Origin of the sequence: Methylobacterium sp. C1 (genome assembly GCF_001854385.1) — a bacterium.
Classification (GTDB): Bacteria; Pseudomonadota; Alphaproteobacteria; order Rhizobiales; family Beijerinckiaceae; genus Methylobacterium; species Methylobacterium radiotolerans.
Map to the genome: position 1 here is coordinate 4,926,112 of NZ_CP017640.1, position 22,392 is coordinate 4,948,503.

Genomic DNA, 22,392 nt, shown 5'->3' on the forward strand with positions numbered 1-22,392 from the left:
GCAGGCGGGCAATCCGCCCGACGGGGCCGTCCCCAAGGCACCGCCGCCGCCGGGCCTCGCCGTCGCGGCGCCGCTGCCGGACGTCATCCCGGCCCGCAAGCGCCGGGGCAAGGTCTGGACCTACGTGCGCCGCAACCCGACCATCGTGGTCGGCGGCGTGCTGCTGCTCATCGTCTTCCTGATGGCGGTGCTCGCGCCTTACCTCGGCACCGTCGACCCGACCGCCCTGGCGCCCGCCAAGCGCACCCGGGCACCGTCGGCGCAGTACTGGTTCGGCACCGACATGCTCGGCCGCGACGTCTACTCGCGGGTGGTCTACGGCGCCCGGGTCTCGCTGCTGGTCGGCTTCTCGGTGGCGTTCCTCGCGTCGATCGCCGGGCTGGCGGTCGGCCTCGTCTCCGGCATGGTGCGCTGGCTCGACGGGATCGTCATGCGGGTCGTCGACGGCATGATGTCGATCCCGCCGATCCTGCTCGCGGTCGCGCTGATGGCGCTCACCCGCGGCTCGGTCCAGAACGTGATCATCGCGATCACCATCGCGGAGATCCCGCGCGTCGCCCGCCTCGTGCGCGGCGTGGTGCTGTCGCTGCGCGAGCAGCCCTACGTCGAGGCGGCGGTGACCACGGGCACCCGGATGCCGGCGATCATCTGGCGCCACATCCTGCCCAACACGCTGGCGCCCATGACCGTGCAGGCGACCTACATCTGCGCCTCCGCGATGATCACCGAGGCGATCCTGTCGTTCATCGGCGCGGGCGTGCCGCCCTCGACGCCGTCCTGGGGCAACATCATGGCCGAGGGCCGGGCCCTCTGGCAGGTGAAGTTCTACATCATCCTGTTCCCGGCGATCTTCCTCTCGATGACGGTGCTCGCCGTGAACCTCGTCGGCGACGGCCTGCGCGACGCCCTCGATCCCCGCATGGCGAAGGACGTGTGATGAGCACAGGGATGAGCACAGGCGTGAGCGGAACCCCCCTCCTGTCGATCGAGAACCTGCAGGTCCATTTCCGCACCCCCGACGGGGTGAACCGGGCGGTGGACGGGGTCTCGTTCGCGATCCAGTCGGGCGAGACCCTGGCGATCGTGGGCGAGTCCGGCTGCGGCAAGTCGGTGACCTCGATGTCGATCCTGCGGCTCCTGCCCGAGCCGCCGGCCCGCATCGCCGGCGCGATCAAGTTCGAGGGCAGGAACCTCCTCGACCTGCCGAACAGCGCCATGCGCAAGATCCGCGGCAACGACATCAGCGTGATCTTCCAGGAGCCGATGACCTCGCTGAACCCGGTGCTGACGGTCGGCCGCCAGATCGGCGAGACCCTGCGGCTGCACCAGGGCCTCGGCCGCCGGGAGGCCGAGGAGCGGGCGGTGGAGATGCTGACCCTCGTCGGCATCCCCGAGCCGCGGCGCCGGGTGCGGGAATACCCGCACCAGCTCTCCGGCGGCATGCGCCAGCGGGTGATGATCGCCATCGCGCTCGCCTGCTCGCCGAAACTCCTGATCGCCGACGAGCCGACCACGGCGCTCGACGTGACCATCCAGGCCCAGATCCTCGACCTGATGCGCGACCTGAAGGCCCGGGTCGGCGCCGCGATCATGCTGATCACCCACGATCTCGGCGTGGTCGCCGAGGTCGCCGACCGGGTGGTGGTGATGTATGCCGGCCGCAAGGTCGAGGAGGCGCCGGTCCGCGACCTGTTCCGGTCGCCACGCCATCCCTACACCCGCGGCCTGATGGGGGCGGTGCCGAAGCTCGGCGCCGTCGAGCACGGCGCCGACGCGCGGCTCGCCGAGATCCCCGGCATGGTCCCGAGCCTGAAAGGCCGGATCGAGGGCTGCGTCTTCGCCGGGCGCTGCCCGGACGTGACCGACCTGTGCCGCGCCTACGCGCCGGCCCTGGAGCCGAAGGCGCCGGGCCACCTCGCCGCCTGCCACTACGCGCCGAAGGACGCCCTCGCGGCATGAGCGCCACCCCCGCACCCGCCGGTCGCACCCTGCTGGAGGTCAACGACCTCAAGAAGCACTTCGCCCTCGGCGGCGGCCTGCTCGGCCGCCAGAGCCGCGTGCTCAAGGCGGTGGACGGCCTGTCGTTCACGGTCGCCCGCGGCGAGACCCTCTCGCTCGTCGGCGAGTCCGGCTGCGGCAAGTCCACCGTCGCCAAGGCGCTGATGCGCCTCTACGCGCCCACCGCCGGACAGGTGGTCCTCGGCGGGAAGCGCATCGACGACCTCTCGGCCGGGGCGCTCCGGCCCCTGCGGCGCCACATCCAGATGGTCTTCCAGGACCCGTTCTCGTCGCTCAACCCGCGGATGCGGGTGCGGGCGATCCTGGCCGAGCCGATCCGCAATTTCGGGCTGGCCCGCAACGCCGCCGACCTGGAGAGCCGGCTGGCCAGCCTGATGGAGCGGGTCGGCCTGCCCCGCGAGGCGCTCGGGCGCTTCCCGCACGAGTTCTCGGGCGGGCAGCGCCAGCGCATCGGCATCGCCCGGGCGCTCGCCGCCGAGCCGGACCTGATCATCTGCGACGAGGCGGTCTCGGCGCTCGACGTCTCGGTGAAGGCGCAGATCGTCAACCTGCTGCGCGACCTGCAGCGCGAGCTCGACCTCGCGATGCTGTTCATCTCGCACGACCTCGCCATCGTCGAGCACATGACCCACCGCGTCGCCGTGATGTATCTCGGCAAGATCGTCGAGATCGGCCCGCGCCGGGACATCTTCCTGGCGCCCAAGCACCCCTACACCCAGGCCCTGCTCTCGGCGGTGCCGATCCCCGAGCCCGGGGCCGGGCGCACCCGCATCGTCCTCAAGGGCGACGTGCCGAGCCCGATCAACCCGCCGTCGGGCTGCCGCTTCCACACCCGCTGCCCGCACGCCTTCGACCGCTGCCGGACCGAGGTGCCCGGCCTCGACCCGGTGGGCTCCGGCCACTTCGCCGCCTGCCACCTCAACGACACGGCCGTGCCCGCCCGGGCGGCCTGACGGCGCCGTCCTGGCGAGCGCAGCGAAGCAATCCAGGGCGGCGCGCGGTCCCCGAGCGTGGCGGATCCCTGGGTCGCTTCGCTGCGCGCGCGATGACGGGTCGGATTCCCGCGACCAACATCTGGAGTCTCTCGTGCAGCACGACCTCATCCTGAAGGGCGCGCGGGTCATCGACCCGTCGCAGAACCACGACGGGATCTGCGACGTCGCCTTCGCGGACGGCCGCGTCTCGGGCTTCGGCCGCGACCTTCAGGCGAGCCCCGGCACGCAGGTCCGCGACATGGCCGGCGCCATCGTCACCCCGGGCCTGATCGACCTGCACACCCACGTCTACTGGGGCGGCACCTCGCTCGGCATCGACGCCGACGAATTCTGCCGGACCTCGGGGGTGACCACCTCGGTCGATACCGGCAGCGCCGGCCCCGGCAACTTTGCCGGCTTCCGCAGCCACGTGATCGAGCGGTCGCAGGCGCGGATCCTCGCCTACCTGCACGTCTCCTTCGCGGGGATCTTCGGCTTCTCGAAGACCATCATGGTCGGCGAGAGCGAGGATCCGCGGCTCATGGCACCGCGCGAGGCGGTCGAGGTCGCCGACGCCAACCGGGACGTGATCGTCGGCATCAAGGTCCGGGTCGGGCGCCACGCCTCGGGCGACCAGGGCACCGCGCCGCTCGACATCGCGCTGCAGGTCGCCGAGGAGACCGGCCTGCCGCTGATGGCCCATATCGACGAGCCGCCGCCGAGCTACGAGGCGGTGCTGGCCATGCTGCGGCCCGGCGACGTGCTGACCCACGCGTTCCGGCCGTTCCCGAACTCCCCGATCACGGCCCAGGGCGCCGTGAAGCCGGCGCTCCGCGAGGCGCGGGCGCGGGGCGTGATCTTCGACATCGGCCACGGCAAGGGCTCGTTCGCCTTCAAGACGGCGCGGGCCATGCTGGCCGGCGGCTTCCTGCCCGACACGATCTCGTCCGACGTGCACCAGCTCTGCATCGAGGGGCCGGCCTTCGACCAGGTCACCACCATGTCGAAGATGCTCTGCCTGGGCATGAGCCTCGACGAGGTCGTCGCCGCCTCCACGGTGAACGCCGCCGTGGCGCTGAAGCGGATGGAGTACGGGACCCTGAAGGTCGGGGCGCTCGGCGACGCCACGGTGCTGGCGGTGCGGGACGGGGAGTTCGACTACGTCGACACCCGGGGCGAGCACATGACGGGCGACCGGCGGATCACCGCGGAGGGCGTGGTGCTGCGCGGGGCGTGGTGGCACCCGGCCTGACCGCGCCGGGATCGCGCCCCGAGGACCTCGGTCCTATCGCATACAAAATATCGACCTTTACAGCCTCTTCGACTGACCGATACACTTTCCCGTGAGGGTCGGACCATCTCCGGCGCTCAGCGAAACGCGGCCCAAGCCGCGGCGCCAGGGAGGATGGATGGACACGGGTCAGCCTCTGCTGGAGGTCGACGGCGTCACGCTCCGCTACAAGACGCCCGAGCACCTCGTCACGGCCACCTACCGGGTGAGCTTCCGGGTCTGGCCCGGGGACCGCTTCGTCCTGCTCGGGCCGTCCGGATGCGGGAAGTCGACCCTGCTCAAGGCGGTGGGCGGCTACATGGCGCCGACCGAGGGCGAGATCCGCCTGAAGGGGCGCCCGGTCACCGAGCCCGGCCCCGACCGGATGATGGTGTTCCAGGAATTCGACCAGCTCCTGCCGTGGAAGACGGTCCGGCAGAACGTGGTCTTCGCCCTCGAGGCCTCGGGCCGGCTGAGAGGTCGCGAGGCCCTGGACCGGGCCAACCTCTACATCGACAAGGTCAACCTCACGAAGTTCGCCGACAGCTACCCCCACACCCTGTCGGGCGGCATGAAGCAGCGCGTCGCCATCGCCCGCGGCATGGCGATGGAGCCCGACATCCTGCTGATGGACGAGCCCTTCGCGGCGCTCGACGCGCTCACCCGGCGGCGCATGCAGGACGAGCTGCTGATGCTGTGGGAGGGCACGCGCTTCACCGTCCTGTTCGTCACCCACTCGATCCCCGAGGCGATCAAGGTCGGCTCGCGCATCCTGCTGCTCTCGCCCCATCCCGGCGAGGTGAAGGCCGAGCTCAACAGCGCCGAAACGCCGGAGGCGGCGCTGCAGCTCGAGGGCCGGATCCAGCACATGCTGTTCTCGGAAGAGATCCAGGAGGCGGAGAATGTCTAGCGCGCAAGCCCTGAGCGGCCCCCCGCTGGCCGGCCCCGCGCCGCGCCTGTCGCCCCTGCCGCCGTCCGGCCGGCCCGAGATCGTGCGCGAGACCGGCCACGCCCACGGCGCCACCGTGGTGGAGAAGCCGCTGTCGGTCGCCGAGCGGCTCTACAACCAGGCCTGGCTGCGCAAGGTCGTGATCCTCGTGCTCCTCGCCGGGATCTGGGAGGCCTACGGGCGCTACCTCGACAACGACCTCCTGTTCCCGACCTTCTCGGCGACCGTGGAGGCCTTCGTCCGGGGCATCGCGGACGGCACGCTCCCGGCCCGGGCCTGGAGCTCGCTGAAGGTGCTGCTCATGGGCTACGCCGCCGGCGTCGCCCTGGCGACCCTGCTCACCGGCGTCGCCATCGCGTCGCGGATCGGGACCGACCTCCTCGAGACCCTGACGTCGATGTTCAACCCGCTGCCGGCGATCGCGCTGCTGCCCCTGGCGCTGATCTGGTTCGGCCTGGGCAACGGCAGCCTGATCTTCGTGCTGGTCCACTCGGTGACCTGGGCGATCGCGCTCAACACCCATTCGGGCTTCCTGTCGGTCAGCCGCACGCTCAAGATGGTCGGGCGCAATTACGGGCTCTCGGGCCCGCGGCTGATCGGCAAGATCCTGATCCCGGCGGCCTTCCCCTCGATCCTCACCGGCCTGAAGGTCGGCTGGGCCTTCGCGTGGCGCACCCTGATCGCCGCCGAGCTGGTCTTCGGCGTGTCGTCCGGGGCGGGCGGCCTCGGCTGGTTCATCTTCGAGAACAAGAACATGCTCGACATCCCGAACGTGTTCGCCGGGCTGCTCACCGTGATCCTGATCGGCCTCGTGGTCGAGAACCTGATCTTCCAGACGATCGAGCGGCGCACCGTCCAGCGCTGGGGCATGCAGGCCTGAGCGGGGGCGGGCCGGTGCGCGACACCGGCCCGCGTCGCCGCGGGGGGACGCGGAGCGCTCCGGCAGCGCTCGGCCTGTCGCTGTCTCCGGCGGACGCCGAGATGTGTCTTCTCGCATGGCACTCGAATAGAGATCGAACTTCTCTGTTGCGCGGGTGCGGCGAACGTTTTCTTCCTATAGGCTCCGCCGACGATCCCCGGAGCCCGATCCCGTGAGTCCTGAAGCCCCCTCCAAGACGGCCCCGACGCCGGCGCGCTCCGACCGGGGCGGCCGGTCGGACACGGCCGCCTCGGTCCTGCCCGGGATCGGGCTGTGCGCGGCGATCACCGCGGTGGCGATGGCCGCGCAGGCGGTGGAGGAGCGGGTCGCCGGCCACCCCTATATCGAGGCCCTGGTCCTGGCGATCCTGATCGGGATCGCGGTGCGAACCGCCTGGACACCCCCGGCGCAGTTCCGCACCGGCATCGCCTTCTCGGCCAAGCAGCTCCTCGAGGTCGCCGTGGTGCTGCTCGGCGCCTCCCTGAGCCTCGGGGCGATCCTCGCCTCGGGCCCGGCGCTGCTGGCCGGCATCGTCGGAACCGTGGTGCTCGGCATCGCCGCCAGCGTGGCGATCTGCCGGGCGCTCGGGCTGCCGGCCCGGATGGCGATCTTGGTGGCCTGCGGCAACGCCATCTGCGGCAACTCGGCCATCGCCGCGGTGGCGCCCGTGATCGGCGCGGAGGCGAAGGACATCGCCGCCGCCATCGCGTTCACCGCCGTCCTGGGCGTGCTGATGGTGCTCGGGCTGCCGCTGTTCGTGCCCCTCGCCGGCATGACCGACAACCAGTACGGGGTGCTGGCGGGGCTGACCGTCTACGCGGTGCCGCAGGTCCTGGCCGCGACCGTGCCGGTGAGCCTGCTGTCGACCCAGGTCGGCACCCTGGTCAAGCTGGTGCGCGTGCTGATGCTCGGCCCCGTCGTGGTGGTGTTCTCGCTGATCGCCCCGCGTCTGCCGCAGGCGGCGGGGGCGCCGCCGGCGCCGTCCCGTCCGGGCTTCACCAAGCTGGTGCCCTGGTTCATCCTCGGCTTCCTGGCGCTGGCCACCCTGCGCTCCCTGGGCCTTGTCCCGGACCCGGCGGTGAAGCCGCTGACCCAGCTCGCCGGCGTGCTCACGGTCCTGTCCATGGCCGCCCTCGGCCTCGGGGTCGACGTCCGTGTCCTGGCCCGGGTCGGCGGCCGGGTCACCCTCGCGGTCACCGCCTCCCTGGCGGTCCTGATCGCCCTCAGCCTCACCCTGATCCGCGCCCTCGGGATCGGCTGACGCCGCGCGCGGTATTTCCCGCCGCGCGGGCCCCCGACCCCTGTAACCGGCCTTCGATTGGCACCTTTGTGCAGGTGACCGAGGCCTTTCGCGCCGGCGAGCCGGCCGTCCCGCACCGTGAAGCGATTTGGGAGATCGACTCTCTGTCAAGACCGTCTTGACACATACGCGGTTTTTGCTTTGGAACCGCGGGCACCGTCGTCGAAAGCTTTGTGTGGACTCCCGCAGTGCCTGAAAAGAATCCCGAGAACAGCCTCAGGTTGGTCACGCTGGTGGGCGAGATCGTCGCCGCCTACGTCTCGAACAATTCCGTTCCGCCGACGGCCCTGCCGGAGCTGATGGCGAGCGTGCACGCGGCCCTGGCGGCCCTCGACGGGCAGCCGCCCGCGGCGGCCGCCGAGCCGGCCGTGGAGCGGCCGACGCCGGCCCAGATCCGCAAGTCGGTCCAGGAGGACGGCATCGTCAGCTTCATCGACGGCCGGACCTACAAGACCCTGAAACGCCACCTCACCGCCCACGGCCTGACGCCGGAGCGGTACCGCGAGCGCTACGGCCTGCCGGACGATTACCCGATGACCGCGCCGGGCTACGCCGCGCAGCGCTCCGCCCTCGCGAAGGCGATCGGCCTCGGTGTGCCCGGCGGGCGCGTCGATCAGCGCAGGACGGGCACCGGCGGCTGATCGGCGGCGCGGCGCCGGGTCGAGCGCGGCGCGGTCTCGCTCCGGCGCCCCTGGAACGGCAGCACCTGTGCGGGGCCCGGAGCGGGCCGGCCGGGCTCGGCCCGGCTCGGGCGGCCGAACGTGTCGGCCCAGCTCAGCTTGATCACGCGGTTGTCCGCGGAGGCGGGCGCGGTGTCCTCCGCGGAGCGCTGTGCCTTGCGGTTGGCGGCGCCGATCCAGCGCACGATCCGGTGCTCGCGCCCGCGGCGCAGCACCGGCGGCAGATCCGCCTCGCTGCGCTTGCGGTTCGGCCGGATGTCGTCGGTCTTGTCTGAGATCGACACGCTCGATAACCCTGTCCCCGTGCGAGGTGCGGGCGGGGACGGATAGCGGGTGCAGCCGTAGATCCGCCGGGGTGCTCCACCCTCGACAACGGCGCTATCCTACTGAACTCGCAGGATCCGGACAGGGCAGTCCCGTCCAAAAAACTTGTCTCTGCGTCCCAGATTGGCCTGTCCGGGGCCGGCACGGCTCAGGGCGCGTGCGCCCCCGGCACCGCGGCGAGCAGGGTGCGGGTGTAGGCGTGCTCCGGCGCGGCGAACAGGTCCGCGGTGCCCCGCATCTCCACGATGGCGCCGCGGTGCATCACGGCGATCCGGTCGCAGATCGTGGCGGCCACCCGCAGGTCGTGGGTGATGAACAGCATCGCCAGCGACAGGCGCTGCTTCAGGTCCTCCAGGAGATCCAGCACCTGCCGCTGGACCGAGACGTCCAGGGCCGAGACCGCCTCGTCGGCCACCAGCACGTCCGGCTCCATGGCGAGCGCCCGGGCGATGCCGATGCGCTGGCGCTGGCCGCCCGAGAAGGCGTTGGGGTAGCGGGCAGCGGCCTTCGGATCGAGACCGACGAGGTCGAGGAGGCTCCGCGCCCGCTCCCGCGCCTCCGCGGCCGGGACCCCGTGGGCGATCGGCCCCGCCGTGATGATCTGCTCCACGGTGCGGCGCGGGTTCAGCGACGCGAACGGGTCCTGGAAGATCATCTGGATGCGGCTGCGCTTGTCGCGCAGCGCGCCGCTCTTGAGCGCCGTGTAGTCGAGGTCACCCAGGCGCACCGTGCCGCCGTCGGGCTCGATCAGCCGGATCGCGAGCCGCGCCGTGGTCGACTTGCCCGAGCCGGATTCGCCCACGATCCCCAATGTCTCGCCGCGGCGGACATCGAACGAGACTTGCCTGACCGCCGCCACGACCCGCGGCTTGCCGAACAGGCCGGAGCGCCCGGCATAGGTCTTCGACAGGCCGGCGACCGACAGGGCGACCGGGGCCGCCGCGAGCGGAGGGCGCGCCGGCGGCGTCAGGCTCGGGACGGCTGCGAGCAGCGCCTTGGTGTAGGGCGCCTGGGGGTTGCGCAGCACCGCTTCGGCCGTGCCGGACTCGACGAGCCGCCCGCGCTGGAGCACCGCCACGTGGTCGGCGATCTCCGCCACGACGCCGAAATCGTGGGTGATGAACAGGACGCTCATCCCGCGCTTCCGCTGCAGGTCGCGGATCAGCCGGAGGATCTGGGCCTGGGTGGTGACGTCGAGCGCCGTGGTCGGCTCGTCGGCGACCAGCACCGAGGGCTCCAGCGCCAGCGCCATGGCGATCATCGCCCGCTGTCGCTGGCCGCCGGAGAGCTGGTGCGGGTAGGCCCGGACCGCCTCCTCGGGGTTCGGCAGACCGACCTCCGTGGCCAGCGCCACCGCCCGGGCCCAGCGCTCGCTGCGGGTGAGCAGGTTGTGCGCCTCGAACATCTCGGCGATCTGGTCGCCGATCCGCATCACCGGGTTCAGCGCCGTCATCGGCTCCTGGAACACCATGGCGATGCGCCGGCCGCGGAGGGACCGCCACGCCGGCTCGTCGAGGGTCAGGAGGTCCCGCCCCTCGAACAGGATCGTGCCGGCCGTCGGCTTCAGGGCCCGGGGCAGGAGGCCGGTGAGCGCGTAGGCGCTCATCGACTTGCCCGAGCCCGATTCCCCGACCACGCACAGGATCTTCCCGGCCTCGAGGTCGAGGTTCAGGCCCTCGACCGCGTGCGGGCGGTCGGCGCCCTTGGGGAGCGCGATCGTCAGATCGCGGATGCGGACGACCGGCTCGCTCATCGTGTCAGGCCCTCGCTTCGCGGCGGCGGAGGATGTCCGGGCCATCCTGCCCGAGATCCCAGAACAGCCCGGCCATGATCGCCAGACCCTCGCGGGTGCCGGAGGCGAGCATGTGCTCGTCGGGCCCGTGCTGGCGGCAGGCCGGGTAGGAATGCGGCACCCAGAGGGTCGGCAACCCTAAGATCTCCGAGAAGGCGTCGTTCGGCAGCGAGCCGCCGAGATTGGGCAGCAGCGCCGGCTTCTTGCCGGAGCTCGCCTCGATCGACTGGAGCGCCCACTCGACCCAGGGATCCTCCACCGGCAGCCGCGTCGCCTGGAACACCTCGGCGGCGCGGGCCGGCCTGACCTCGATCATCGGGAAGCCGTGCGCGTCGAGATGGGCGCGCACGTTCCGGATCAGGTTCTGCCAGTCGGTGCCGACCACGAAGCGCAGCTGCAGGGTCGCCTTGGCGTGGGGCGGCACGGCGTTGAGCGGGCCGTCCGGATCGCCGGTCTTGAAGGCCAGCACCTCCAGCGTGTTCCAGGCGAAGACCCGCTCGGCCGGGGTGAGGCCCGGCTCGCCCCAGTCGGAATCGATCGTGGGCGCGGTCGGGTCCTCGCCGACGCGGATGTCGGCCAAAGCCGCGCGCACGCCCTCGGGGATCGGCGGCGGCCGCAGGGCGTCCACCAGGATGCTGCCCCGCGCGTCGACCATCGAGGCGATCGCCGAGGCCAGCACCGTGCCGGGGTTGCGCAGCAGGCCGCCCCAGTTGCCGGAATGGTGCGGGCCCTCGCGCAGGTTCAGGCTCAGCTCGAAATTGTAGGCGCCGCGGGAGCCCAGGAAGAGGGTCGGGCGCTCGCCGTTGAGGCGGGGGCCGTCCGAGGCGATCAGCACGTCGGAGCGCAGGGACTCGGCCTGCTCCCGGCAGAACGGCCGCAGGCCCGGGGAGCCCGATTCCTCGCCCATCTCGATCAGCAGCTTCACGTTGAAGCCGAGATGGCCCTCGCGGGCCGCGATCACCTGCTCCAGGGCGGCGAGGTTGAGGACGTGCTGGCCCTTGTTGTCGGCGGTGCCGCGTCCGTACCAGCGGTCGCCCTCGACCACGATCTCCCAGGGCCCGAGCCCTTCCCGCCACTGCTCGGGATAGCCCCGCACCGTGTCGCCGTGGCCGTAGATCAGCACGGTCGGCAGGTCCGCGCCCTCGTGCCGCTCGGCGATCAGGAACGGGCCGTGCACCCCGTCCGGGTTCGGGAAGATTTCCGGGGTCTCGAAGCCGAGGCGGGCGACGAGGGGCGCAATGAAGGCGTCGAGATAGGCGCGGAGCGCCGCTTCCTGGCCGGGGGCCTGGCTCTCGGTGGGCATCGCCACCGCCTCTCGCAGGAGCGCGAGGAACGCGCCCGAGTCGAAGGCCTCCGTGGCGCGCGCGATGGCGGCGTCTCGCGTCATGGTGTGTTTCCCGTGAAACATTTCGTTAATCTGCCGGCCGGCTCTGGCCCGGCGGAGGCGTCAATTGCGCGCCTCGGGCGCCGTGATGTCGCGCAGGCCGTCGCCCAGGAGATTGATCGCCAGCACGAGCAGGAGGAGCGCCACGCCCGGGATGGTGATCACCCAGGGCTGGAAGAACATGTACTGCTTGCCCTCGGCGATCATCAGGCCCCAGGAGGGCAGGGGCGGCTGCACGCCGAGCCCGAGGAACGACAGGGCGGCCTCCAGCAGGATCGCGTGGGCCATCTCCAGGGTCGCCACGACGATCAGGGCGTTCATGATGTTGGGCAGGATCTCCTGGCGGATGATCCGCAGGTCCGTGAGCCCCGCGGCGCGGGCGGCCGAGACGAAATCCTGGTTGCGGATCTGCTGGGTGGCGGCCCGGGTCACCACGGCGAAGCGGTCCCAGAGCAGGAAGCCCAGCACCAGCACCACCACCTTGAGCGAGCCGCCGACCAGCGCCGCCATGGCCAGCGCCACCAGCACCACCGGCATGGCGAGCCGCGTGGTGACGATGTAGCTCACCACCGAGTCGACCCAGCCGCCGAAATAGCCGGCGCAGAGCCCCAGCGTCGTGCCGATCAGCCCGGAGATCAGCGCCGCCGAGAGCCCGATCAGGAGGGAGATCTGGCCGCCGTAGAGCAGGCGGCTCAGGTAGTCGCGGCCGAGCTTGTCGGTGCCGAGCACGTGCGCCCAGGTGCCCTTGGCCTGCCAGACCGGCGGGATCAGGCGGCGGGACACGTCCTGCGCGTAGGGGTCGTGGGGCGCGATGAGCGGGGCGGCGAGCGCCGCCAGCACGATCAGCCCGAGGATCCCGGCGCCGATCAGGAAGCCGGTGTGGCGCAGGCCCCGCCGCAGGATCAGGCGGGTGGGGGAGGGGACCGGCGCCAGCGCGACCGGCGCGTCCGTGGGCAGGGCCGGGGCGGCGAGCGCCGCCGTGTCGGGGGGGAGGCTCATCGGCGGATCCTCACGACTGGCGCAGGCGCGGGTCGAGGAAGGCGTTCAGGAGGTCGGCGGCGAGCGTCAGGCCGATGTAGATCATGGCGAGCACCAGCACGATCGCCTGGACGACGGGGAAGTCGTTGCGGGCGATGGATTCCCAGGCGAGCTGCCCGAGGCCCTGGAGCGAGAACACCGCCTCGATCACGATCGAGCCGCCGAGCATGAAGCCGAACTGCACCGCCGACAGGGCGATCACCGGGATCACGGCGTTGCGCAGCGCGTGCCGGACCAGGATCTTCCGGGGCGGCAGCCCCTTGGCACGGGCGGTGCGGACGTAGTCGGAGGCCAGCACCTCCAGCATGCCGTTGCGGGTGAGGCGCATCACCGCCGGCATCGCGTAGTAGCCGAGCGCCACCGCGGGCAGGACGAAGTTCTTCCACGTGGCGTTGCCGGAGACCGGCAGCCAGCGGAGATTGACGGAGAAGATCAGGATCAGCGTCAGGCCGAACCAGAAGCTCGGCATCGCCTGGCCGAGCACCGAGACGGCCAGTGCCGTCCGGTCGATCCACGTGTCCCGCTTCACGGCGGCGACGACGCCGAGCGGGATCGCCACGAACAGCGCGACGGCCAGCGCGATGATGCCGAGGTAGAGGGTGATCGGCAGGCGGGCGGCCAGCAGGTCGATCACGCTCTCGCGGAAATAGAAGGAGTTGCCGAAATCGAGGTGCAGCGCCCGCCAGCCCCAGGTGAGGAACTGGGTCAGCAGCGGCTGGTCGAGGCCGTAATCCCGGCGGATCTGCGCGATCTGGGGGCCCGTGGCCTCCGGGCCGGCGATGGCGGTGGCGAGGTCGCCCGAGAGGTGGAGGAGCAGGAAGCTCGCCACCGAGACGGTGACGGCCACCGCCAGGGCGACCAGCACGCGCCGGACCGTGAAGGCCAGCATGGCTCAGGCTCCTTCGTGGCGATCGGAGACGGATCGGTCGGCGCTCACGGCATCCGGACCGATCGCGGGTCCCCTCTCCCGTGCGGGAGAGGGACAGGGTGAGGGATGCGACCTCTCCGGACTGACCGGGCCCCTCACCCCAACCCGCTCCCGCACGGGAGAGGGGGCTCGGCGCGCCGCGGCCACCGCCGTCACTTCCACGACGCCGCGTAGAAGCGCGGCACCTCGTCGGGCTGGGCGGTGAAGTTGAGGTCCGACGTGAAGGCGTAGTTGGTCGAGTAGGAGAACATCGGCAGCGCGTAGGCTTCCGCGGCGATCCGCTGGAGCGCCTTGGCGTAGGCGGCCTTGCGCGTCTCCGGGTCGGTCGAGCCGTCGCCCTTCTGCAGATCCGCGATTACCTGCGGATCCTTGGTCAGATCCTCCTCGCCACCGCGGAAATACACCCCGTCGAAGGCCGAGACGTCCAGCACCGAGAACGAGCCCCAGGTCTGGTAGCCGATCGAGGTCTTGCCGGCCCGCAGCGCGTCCCGGAACGCCGCGTAGCGCAGGTAGTTGAGCCGCGCCTTGATGCCGACGGCGCCGAGATAGCCGATCACCGCCTCGGCGTAGTCGCGCTCGCGATAGGCGCCGAGGTCGATCTCGAAGCCGTTTCCGTAGCCGGCTTCCTTGAGCAGCGCCTTGGCCTTGGCCGGATCGTAGGGGTAGCGCATCACCCCCTGGTCGGTGCAGCCGAACTGGTCGACGAAGCACAGCGCGTTCATCACCCGGGAGGCGCCGCGCACGAGGTTGTCGACCATCGCCTTGCGGTCGATGGCGTAGGAGATCGCCTGCCGGACGCGCACGTCCTTGAGCGGCGAGTTCTCCTTGGCGCGACCGAGCGTGTCGAACTGCAGGAAGCCGACCCGCATCGTCTCGGAATTGAGGACCGTGATGTTGGGCGCGGCGCGCAGCTGCTCGGCCTGGTCGCTCGGCACCCGCCAGATCCAGTCGACGCCGCCGGTCATCAGCTCGGCCATCCGGCTCTCGCCGTCCGGGATGACGCGGAACTGCAGCTTGCCGATCTTCGGCTTACCCAGAGGGCTCTCCGCCCAGTACTTGTCGAACCGCTCCATGCTGACGCCGCGGCCGCTGTCGACCTTGGTGATCCGGTAGGGTCCGCTGCCGACCGGCGCCTTGGCGAAGCCGTCGAGGCCGACCTTCTTGAAGTAGTTCGCCGGGAAGATCGGGGTCGGGCCGGCGAGGTACTCGAGCGCGGCCGGGAACGGCGCCTTGAGGTGGATGCGCACGCTGTGCGGGCCGGTCACCTCCACCGACTTCATCCAGTCGACGTTCTGGCGGGTGACCGTGCGCGCCTCGGGCGTCAGCACGTAGTTGAACGTGAAGGCCACGTCCTCCGGCCCGAGCGGGTCGCCGTTGTGGAAGACCACGCCCTCGCGGATCGTGAGGTCGAGGGTCGTGTCGTCCACCCAGGTCCAGGCGGTCGCCAGCATCGGCTTGTAGGTGCCGTCCTTGGGATCCCGGTACAGCAGCGTGTCCCAGCAGTTCCGGGCCAGGATCACGCCCTCGCGGGCGCTGTTGTGGTACGGGCTGACGTTCTCGGGCTCGCTGTCGGAGGCGTAGACCAGCGTGTCGTCGGCCTTGCCGGCGAGCGCCGGGTGCGCGGCCATCAGTGCGGCGAGCGAGGCGGCCAGGGTGGCGGCCCGGGTGAGAGTCCGTAGCGGCATGCAGGCTCCGACGGCGCGGCGGACAGGCCCGGCGGACGGTTCCGCGGGTGCCGCGTTTTTCACCCTGCCATGGTGTTGTGCATCTGGGATCGCAACAAGTAGAATTTGGCGAGTGCTGCGTTGCCGTATCGGCAATGTGCGCGGCACCATACAGCGTATCGAGCACGATAATGCAGAGCACGGGCCTGCGCTACTTCCTGGCCGTGGCCCGCACCGGCTCGATCGCGGCGGCCTCGGCCCAGCTCAACGTCGCGGCCTCGGCGATCAGCCGGCAGATCGCCAACCTCGAGGCCGAACTCGACTGCGTGCTGTTCGAGCGGCGCCCGCGCGGCATGGTGCCGAGCCCGGCCGGGGAGCTCCTGGCGCAGCACGCCCATCAGGTGCTGATCCGCTCCGAGCAGGTGGTCACCGAGATCCGGGAGCTCGAAGGGCTCGCCCGCGGGCTGATCCGGGTCGCCTGCTCCGAGGGCTTCTCCCTCGACATCGTGCCGAACGCGATCGCGGCCTTCCACGCCGACCATCCCGGCATCCGCTTCGAGGTCACGGTCCAGCCCCCGGCCCAGGTCACCCAGACGGTCGCGGCGGGGGATGCCGATCTCGGGATCACCTTCGCGCTGACGCCAACCGCGCAGGTCGAGGTTCTCTACGACGGGCAGGTCGACATGCTGGCGCTGGCCGCCCCCGACCACCCCCTCGCGCGGGCACCGGCCCTGCGCCTCGTCGACCTGCTGCACTATCCCGTCGCCCTGCCGACCCGGGACACGACCCTGCGGCAGGTCTTCGACGCCGCCTGCGCGCACGAGGGCCTCACGGTCGAGCCCGTGCTGACCGCCAACAAGCTCTCGGCGCTGCTGCCCTTCGTGCGGCGGTCGCGCGGGCTGGCGCTGATGTCGGCCCTGTCGGTCCGGACGCCCCTGCGCCTCAACGAGCTGGTCAGCCTGCCGATCCAGTCCCGGGCGAGCCTCGCCCGCGGCATCAAGGTCCAGGCCATGCGCGACCGGCGGCTGCCCCGGGCGGTGCGGGCGTTCCTGCGCCAGCTGCTCGACGCGCTGCCGCCGCCGCGGTCGCCGTGACGCCGCCGTGACGCCGCCGTGACGCCGCCGTGACCCTCGACGCGCTCGGCCCGCGGCTCTGCATCCTGGGACCGTCGAACAGCGGCAAGTCCACCCTGGCGGTCGCCGTCGCGCGGGCGCGCGGCCTGCCGCCGGTCCACCTCGACCGGCTGTACCACCGGCCGGGCACCGACTGGGAGCCGCGGCCCTTCGCGGAGTTCCAGGCCCTGCACGACGCGGCGATCCGCGAGCCCCGCTGGGTCATGGACGGCACCTACGCCCGGTGCCTGCCGCAGCGTCTGGCGCGGGCGACGGGCGTGATCCTCCTCGACGTCCCGACCGCCACCGGCCTGATCCGCTACCTGCGCCGGTCGTGGTTCGTGCGTGACCGGCCTGGCGTCCTCGACGGCGGCCGGGACAGCGTGAAATGGGCGATGATCCGCCACATCGCCGTCACCGAACGCGGGAACCGCGCGCGCGACGCGGCCCTGTTCGACCGCATCGCCCTGCCCAAGATCCGGCTGGCCACGGGGGCCGCCCTGGCCGGCTTCTACCGCGCGGAGGGGCTGAGCCGGTGACCCGGACCGCTCAGGCGCCGCCCCGGGCGGCCGCGACGGCGCAGCTATGGTCCATCACGTCCTCGGCGCTGGCGCTCGGCGCCCGGTAGGCCAGCAGGATGTAGCCCGGCTCGGGATCGCCGGGGGGCGTGGCGAGCGCCGCGAAGCTCGTCCGGTGCAGGTCGGGCCGGGCGCCCGGCAGGGTGTGAAGGGCCGCGAACGGGTTGAACTGCGCGGCCTCCGCCTCCGGCACGCGCAGGGCGTAGTAGCGGTCGCCGGCCAGCGGCACCGGGAAGCGGCTCCAGGTGTGGCGCACCTGCCGGCCGTGCGCCCGGACGGCCTTCAGCACGCTCGGCTTCAGGCAGTCGAGGTGGATGTGGAGCTGGTCCTGGCTGCGGCCCCGGGCCGAGTTGACCGCGAGCCCGACCTCCGCGGGGGTGAGCCTCCCCTTCAGCGCGTCCGACACGAGCGGCCGCGCCGCCAGGGCCGCCCGCCAGTAGGCCGCACCCCGCGGCCCGCGCAGGACCGGCGCCTCCAGGCCCGGCACGGTGTCGGTCGGCATGACGACGCTGTGGGTCGGCTCGCCGGGCGCGCGCAGGACCGCCGAGCCCGGCCGCGTCCCGTCCCCGAGATCGACCGAGAGGCACGGGAAGGTCCGGTTGGCGAGCCGCTTGGCGAGCACGCAGGTCTTCAGGGCCGCCCACAGGACGTCGCGGCTCGGGTCCGGCGCGGCGGTGGCCGGTGCCGCGGCGGCCGACAGGGCCGCGACGAGGAGGGCGGCGGGCGGCGCGCGGCGCATGGGGACTCCCGGTGAGGCCGGCGCGTCCGGCCCGGCCCTCCGCGATAGCCGATCCGGGGCCGCGCCGGCAAAGGATCCGCAGGCCCTGACGCCGCACCGGGAAACCCGCTATGCCGGCGGTCGCAGAGTCCCCGCCAAGTCTCAGCCAAGCCTCCGCCAAGCCTCCGCCAAGTCCCCGCCAAGTCCCAGCCAAGTCCCCGCCGGAATGCCGCGATGACGCCCGCGCTCACCCCGACGCTCACCCCTTCGCTCACCCCCGACCTCGCCGCGCGCTTCGCCGCCGTCGCCCTCGGCCATGTCGGCCGCGAGTATCCGAACAAGCCGGGGCACGTCCTGGCCGGGCCGGCCGATGCCCGCACCCCCGCGGCCCTGCACCCGGCCTTCCACGGCAGCTACGATTGGCATTCCTGCGTCCACGGCACGTGGCTGCTGGCGCGGGTGCTGCGGCTGTTCCCGGACGGCCCGCAGGCCGCGGCGATCCGCGCCCGGTTCGACGCGCAGCTGACCCCCGGGACGGTGGCGGGGGAATGCGCCTACTTCGCCGCCCCGACCGCCCGGGGATTCGAGCGGCCCTACGGCTGGGGCTGGCTCCTGAAGCTCGCCGACGAACTCTCCGCGCTCCCGGAGCGCCGCTGGTCCGAGGCCCTGGCGCCGCTGGCCGGGCTGATCGTCGGTCGATTCGCGGAGTTCCTGCCGGTGGCGACCTACCCGGTGCGGGTCGGGACCCACTTCAACACCGCCTTCGCGCTGCGCCTGGCGGCCGATTACGCGGAGGGCGCCGGGGATGCCGCGCTGATTGCCCTGCTGCGCGACACCGCCGTCCGCTGGTACGGGGACGACGCGGATTGCCCGGCCTGGGGCGAGCCTAGCGGCGACGACTTCCTCTCCTCGGCGCTGATCGAGGCGGAGTGCATGCGCCGCCTGCTGCCGCCCGCGCGCTTCGCGCCCTGGTTCGACCGGTTCCTGCCCGGTCTCGCGGCGTCCCGGCCGGCGACCCTGTTCCGCCCGGCCCGCGTGACCGACCGCTCGGACGGGAAGATCGCCCATCTCGACGGGCTGAACCTCAGCCGCGCGTGGTGCTTCCGCGCGCTCGCCGCGTCCCTCGGTCCGGACGATCCCCGCCGGCCGCCACTCCGCGCGGCCGCGGAGGCGCACCTCGCGGCGGGCCTCCCGCACGTCACCGGCGACTACATGGGCGAGCACTGGCTCGCGACCTTCGCGCTGCTGGCCCTCGAGGCCGTCGCGGGCGACACCCAGGGCGGCGGGAAGACTTTCTGAGAGATTCTTGAGAACTGTCCGTCGCGGGCTCCGTCGAGCACTGGCGGTGGACAGCAAAAAAAGGACCGTCCCCGGGGAGAACGGTCCGGAAGTCTAGGGAGGAAACGCCCACGAGGGGCTGCAACACAGCGACGCCGTCGCTGTGTTGCCTCCCGTCAACCCGACAGGGGCGGCCTTGTTCCTGGCTCCGGTCCGCCGCGCGCCAGGGCCAGCCCGGCCGGGACCGCCGCGAGGCCGGCGGGGCGGCGCGGCTCGCCGGGGCCGAACTCGGCGCGGTAGGTCCGCTCCAACGTCATCAGCCCCCGCAGCGGCCCCTCGGCGAGGTCGAGCAGCCGCGCGTCGCGCCAGCGCAGGGTGCGGCCGAGGCGGCGCCGGAACCAGCGCCCGCGCTCCTCCTCGACGAGCAGGATCAGCTTGCCGGTCCAGGTCCGGCGGAACCAAAAACGTCCGGTCAGCGGCATGGCGGTCGAGGCCCCGGCGGTCGATGGGCGATAGACTACAGCCGGATCGGATCCGCGGGAATATTGCCGTCCAGACCGCGGATGAATTCTAGCGAAGTCTGTTAATCGGAGCCGACGGCGGGTCGGGCCCGGGAGGCCGGCTGCCGCCCCCGCTGCGCCGTCTCGTAGAGGATCTGGGCGAGCTGCTCGGCCGAGTAGGGCTTGCGCACGAGGGCGAAGCCGTGGGCGTCGTCCTTGGCGAGGACGTGGCTGTAGCCCGACGTCAGCACCACCGGCAGGTCGGGACGGTGGGTCCGGAGCTGCCGGGCGAGGGCGAAGCCGCCCATCCCCGGCATGACCACGTCGGAGAAGACCACGTCGAACCGGTCCGGCGCCCGGTCGAGCTCGGCCAGCGCCTCCTCGGCGGATTTCGCCCAGACCGGCGCGTGGCCCAGATCCTCCAGGATCTGGGTGCAGAAGCGCCCGACCCCGAGATTGTCCTCCACGACGAGGATGCACAGGCCCCGCCGCGGCTCCGCCGCCCGGTCGGACGCGCGGTCGGCCTCGGACGGCGCGGCGGGGGCCTCGACCTGCGGCAGGTAGAGCGAGAAGGTCGTGCCGTGGCCGAGCGCGCTCGCCACGTCGATGTCGCCGCCCGACTGCTTGGCGAAGCCGATCACCTGGCTGAGGCCGAGGCCGGTGCCCTTGCCGACCTCCTTGGTGGTGAAGAACGGCTCGAAGATCCGCCCCAGATCCGCGTCGGGGATGCCGGCGCCGGTGTCGGAGACCCGCACGGCCACGAACGGCCCCGTCGCGCCGGCATGCCCGCGGATCGGCGGCATCGGGCTGTCGCCCTCCAGCCGCAGGATCAGTGACCCTTCCCCGTCCATGGCGTCGCGGGCGTTGACCGCCATGTTGATCAGCGCGGTCTCGAACTGGCTCTCGTCGGCGCGCACGTAGCGGGGTGTCTCCGGCAGGTCGATGGTGACGCGGATGCGCGCGCCGGTGACCGAGTCGAGCATGTCGGCGATGCTGCGCAGGCGCGCGCCGATGTCGAACACCTGGGGCTTCAGCGCCTGGCGCCGGGCGAAGGCGAGGAGCTGGCCGGTGAGCTTGGCCGCCCGGTCGACCGTGTCGGAGACGGCGTCGAGGTAGCGGCGCCGGCGCTCCTCGGCCAGCTCCGGCCGGCGCAGGAACTCCACGGAGGATCGGATGATGGTCAGGAGGTTGTTGAAGTCGTGCGCCACCCCGCCGGTGAGCTGGCCGATGGCCTCGAGCTTCTGGGACTGGCGCAGGGCCTCCTCGGCCTGGCGCTGCTCGGTGATGTCGCGCCCGAAGCCGTAGAACAGCCCGTCCTCCGGCACGACGGTCCAGAGCACCCGCCGCCGGTCGCCGGCGCGGGTCAGGCACGACAGTTCCACATCCTCGACCCGGCTGTCCGCGCAGAGCGGGCGCAGCGCCGCCTCCGCCGCCGCGCGCTCGGTGGGGGCGAGGAAGTCCAGGGCCGCCCGCCCGATCGTCTCGGCCTCGGACCAGCCGAGCGCCCGGCTCCACGAGGGGTTCACCGACTGGACCTGCCCGGTCCGGTCCGAGACGAGCTTCAGCACCGGCGACAGCGTCCAGACCCGGTCGCGGTCGCGGGTCTGGGCGGCGACCTGCGCCTCCAGGTGCTCCGCCCGGGACTGGAGCAGGACCTCGTTCCGCTTCCGCTCGGAGACGTCGTGGGCGAAGACGTAGAACCCGTCGACGCTTCCGTCCGGTCCGCGGCGCGGGAGGTAGCGGGTGTCGGCGATCCGGGCCTGCCCGTTCGGGAAGGTCCAGGCCCACTCCTCGCGGACCTCCTGACCGGCGAGCGCCCGCTCGATGCCGGCGCGTCGGGCCTCGAACGCGCCGGGGCCGAGGAGGTCGCGAACGGTCCGCCCGACGACGGCGTCGGGGGTCTGGCCGGTCCAGGTCTCGTAGGCGGCGTTCGCGAACCGGTAGGTCAGGTCGCGGTCGATGAAGGCGATCAGGACCGGCATCGCGTCCGCGACCAGCCGGAGCTCCGCCTCGCGGGCCCGCAGCGCGTTCTCGCCCCGGCGGCGCTCGGTGATGTCGTTGAACAGGATCGCGACGCGGTTCCGCGCCGGCCCGTCGACCCGGTAGGCGTGCACGTCGTACCAGCGGCCCAGCGCCGCGGCGGCCTGCTCGAACCGGACCGGCTCGCCGGTCAGGGCGACCCGGCCGTAGAGGTCGAACCAGTGCTGCTCGTGGTCGGGGGCGAGGTCCCGCATCCAGCGGCCCACCGCCTCCCGCAGGCCGGTCTGCCGCTCGAAAGCGGGGTTGACCTCCAGGAAGCGGTAGTCGACGGGCCGGTCGCCGTCGGCGAACTTCACCTCGATGAGGCAGAAGCCGGCATCGATGAAGGTGAACAGCGAGCGGTAGCGCTCCTCGTTCCGGCGCAGGGCCGCCTCGGCGTTCCGGGATTCCAGCTGCGTCATCACCGTCCGGGCGAGCGCCATCAGGATGAAGCGCTGCTGGTCGGTGAGCGTGCGCGGGACGCGGTCGAGGACGCAGAGCGTCCCGATCGCCCAGCCGTCCGGCGTCACAAGGGGCACGCCGGCGTAGAAGCGCAGGTGCGGTTCGCCGGTCACGAGGGGGTTGGCGGCGCTCTCCGGCTCCGCGGCCAGATCGGGCAGCACGAGGACGCCGTCCGCGCGCATGGCCTCGGTGCAGAAGCCGAAATCGAGCGGCATCGTCCGGGCGGCGTGGCCGAACGCGGCCTTGATCCACTGCCGGTCGGCGTCGACGAAGTTGATGTGGGCCATCGGCGTGCCGCAGGCCTGGGCGGCCATCTCGGCGATCTCGTCGAACGCGCGCTCCGGTGGCGTATCGAGGATCGCGTAGGCGCGCAAGGCGGCGAGCCGCTGGGGATGCCGGGGCTCGAAACCCGACGGGCGGGGTATTGTCTCGTTCGGCGACACGGGGTCGTCATAGCCTACGCTCCCGCTTCTCCCTAGTGAAA

20 protein-coding genes are annotated in these 22,392 nt (G+C 72.1%); 11 read left to right on the forward strand and 9 right to left on the reverse strand.

Features of this window, described 5'->3' with window-relative positions:
• Positions 1–73: 73 nt before the first annotated feature.
• From BKE41_RS22800 to BKE41_RS22835, 8 genes are all read left to right on the forward strand, one after another.
• Positions 74–937 (forward strand): ABC transporter permease, encoded by an 864-nt coding sequence (locus BKE41_RS22800; RefSeq protein ID WP_046154979.1) that lies wholly within the window; start codon positions 74–76, stop codon positions 935–937.
• Positions 938–948: 11 nt separating this feature from the next.
• On the forward strand, positions 949–1,959 hold the full coding sequence (locus BKE41_RS22805) for an ABC transporter ATP-binding protein (RefSeq protein WP_029358647.1): 1,011 nt from the start codon (positions 949–951) through the stop codon (positions 1,957–1,959).
• On the forward strand, positions 1,956–2,972 hold the full coding sequence (locus BKE41_RS22810) for an oligopeptide/dipeptide ABC transporter ATP-binding protein (protein WP_012321290.1): 1,017 nt from the start codon (positions 1,956–1,958) through the stop codon (positions 2,970–2,972). The genes BKE41_RS22805 and BKE41_RS22810 overlap by 4 nt, the downstream gene beginning before the upstream one ends.
• Positions 2,973–3,105: 133 nt before the next feature.
• Positions 3,106–4,245, forward strand: coding sequence for an amidohydrolase/deacetylase family metallohydrolase (locus tag BKE41_RS22815; RefSeq protein ID WP_012321291.1), 1,140 nt, complete (start codon positions 3,106–3,108; stop codon positions 4,243–4,245).
• 157 nt (positions 4,246–4,402) lie between these two features.
• A complete protein-coding gene (locus BKE41_RS22820) occupies positions 4,403–5,173 on the forward strand; it encodes an ABC transporter ATP-binding protein (RefSeq protein ID WP_012321292.1) in 771 nt (256 codons plus the stop codon).
• Complete coding sequence (locus BKE41_RS22825) at positions 5,166–6,092, forward strand: ABC transporter permease (RefSeq protein ID WP_012321293.1); 927 nt, start codon at positions 5,166–5,168, stop codon at positions 6,090–6,092. Before BKE41_RS22820 ends, BKE41_RS22825 begins: the two co-directional genes overlap by 8 nt.
• 211 nt (positions 6,093–6,303) lie before the next feature.
• Complete coding sequence (locus tag BKE41_RS22830) at positions 6,304–7,392, forward strand: putative sulfate exporter family transporter (RefSeq protein WP_024828824.1); 1,089 nt, start codon at positions 6,304–6,306, stop codon at positions 7,390–7,392.
• 227 nt (positions 7,393–7,619) lie between these two features.
• Positions 7,620–8,072, forward strand: a complete 453-nt coding sequence (locus BKE41_RS22835) for a MucR family transcriptional regulator (protein ID WP_012321295.1) — start codon at positions 7,620–7,622, stop codon at positions 8,070–8,072.
• Here BKE41_RS22835 and BKE41_RS22840 read toward each other — a convergent pair.
• The 6 genes from BKE41_RS22840 to BKE41_RS22865 all read right to left on the reverse strand — a co-directional run bounded on the left by BKE41_RS22840 (position 8,045) and on the right by BKE41_RS22865 (position 15,262).
• Positions 8,045–8,395: a hypothetical protein gene (locus tag BKE41_RS22840; RefSeq protein WP_012321296.1), complete on the reverse strand. Its 351-nt coding sequence runs from the start codon at positions 8,393–8,395 to the stop codon at positions 8,045–8,047. The two genes, BKE41_RS22835 and BKE41_RS22840, sit on opposite strands and share 28 nt — an antisense overlap.
• A 188-nt stretch (positions 8,396–8,583) precedes the next feature.
• Complete coding sequence (locus BKE41_RS22845) at positions 8,584–10,188, reverse strand: ABC transporter ATP-binding protein (RefSeq protein WP_043074580.1); 1,605 nt, start codon at positions 10,186–10,188, stop codon at positions 8,584–8,586.
• A gap of 4 nt (positions 10,189–10,192) precedes the next feature.
• Positions 10,193–11,614 carry a M20 family metallopeptidase gene (locus BKE41_RS22850; RefSeq protein WP_043074570.1) on the reverse strand — a complete coding sequence of 474 codons (1,422 nt, stop codon included), beginning with the start codon at positions 11,612–11,614 and terminating at the stop codon, positions 10,193–10,195.
• A gap of 60 nt (positions 11,615–11,674) precedes the next feature.
• Positions 11,675–12,610: an ABC transporter permease gene (locus BKE41_RS22855; protein ID WP_071000143.1), complete on the reverse strand. Its 936-nt coding sequence runs from the start codon at positions 12,608–12,610 to the stop codon at positions 11,675–11,677.
• Between the two features lie 10 nt (positions 12,611–12,620).
• Positions 12,621–13,538, reverse strand: coding sequence for an ABC transporter permease (locus tag BKE41_RS22860; protein WP_012321300.1), 918 nt, complete (start codon positions 13,536–13,538; stop codon positions 12,621–12,623).
• Positions 13,539–13,729: 191 nt separating this feature from the next.
• Positions 13,730–15,262: an ABC transporter substrate-binding protein gene (locus BKE41_RS22865; RefSeq protein ID WP_071000144.1), complete on the reverse strand. Its 1,533-nt coding sequence runs from the start codon at positions 15,260–15,262 to the stop codon at positions 13,730–13,732.
• 170 nt (positions 15,263–15,432) lie between these two features.
• Between BKE41_RS22865 and BKE41_RS22870 the strand changes: the two genes are divergently transcribed.
• Together BKE41_RS22870 and BKE41_RS22875 are read left to right on the forward strand one after the other, a co-directional pair.
• On the forward strand, positions 15,433–16,335 hold the full coding sequence (locus BKE41_RS22870) for a LysR family transcriptional regulator (protein ID WP_024828820.1): 903 nt from the start codon (positions 15,433–15,435) through the stop codon (positions 16,333–16,335).
• Between the two features lie 29 nt (positions 16,336–16,364).
• Complete coding sequence (locus BKE41_RS22875; protein ID WP_012321303.1) at positions 16,365–16,892, forward strand: ATPase AAA; 528 nt, start codon at positions 16,365–16,367, stop codon at positions 16,890–16,892.
• A 10-nt stretch (positions 16,893–16,902) separates the two neighbouring features.
• Here BKE41_RS22875 and BKE41_RS22880 read toward each other — a convergent pair whose 3' ends face one another.
• A complete protein-coding gene (locus tag BKE41_RS22880) occupies positions 16,903–17,670 on the reverse strand; it encodes a CDP-diacylglycerol diphosphatase (protein ID WP_024828819.1) in 768 nt (255 codons plus the stop codon).
• A gap of 213 nt (positions 17,671–17,883) precedes the next feature.
• Between BKE41_RS22880 and BKE41_RS22885 the strand changes: the two genes are divergently transcribed.
• Positions 17,884–18,948 (forward strand): DUF2891 domain-containing protein, encoded by a 1,065-nt coding sequence (locus BKE41_RS22885; protein ID WP_012321305.1) that lies wholly within the window; start codon positions 17,884–17,886, stop codon positions 18,946–18,948.
• Positions 18,949–19,103: 155 nt separating this feature from the next.
• On the opposite strand, the gene BKE41_RS22890 is transcribed toward BKE41_RS22885, so the two are convergent.
• Together BKE41_RS22890 and BKE41_RS22895 are read right to left on the reverse strand one after the other, a co-directional pair.
• A complete protein-coding gene (locus BKE41_RS22890) occupies positions 19,104–19,409 on the reverse strand; it encodes a hypothetical protein (RefSeq protein ID WP_012321306.1) in 306 nt (101 codons plus the stop codon).
• A 101-nt stretch (positions 19,410–19,510) separates the two neighbouring features.
• Entirely contained in the window at positions 19,511–22,222 is a 2,712-nt protein-coding gene (locus BKE41_RS22895; protein WP_327796355.1) for a PAS domain-containing protein, read from the reverse strand.
• Between the last annotated feature and the right edge of the window lie 170 nt (positions 22,223–22,392).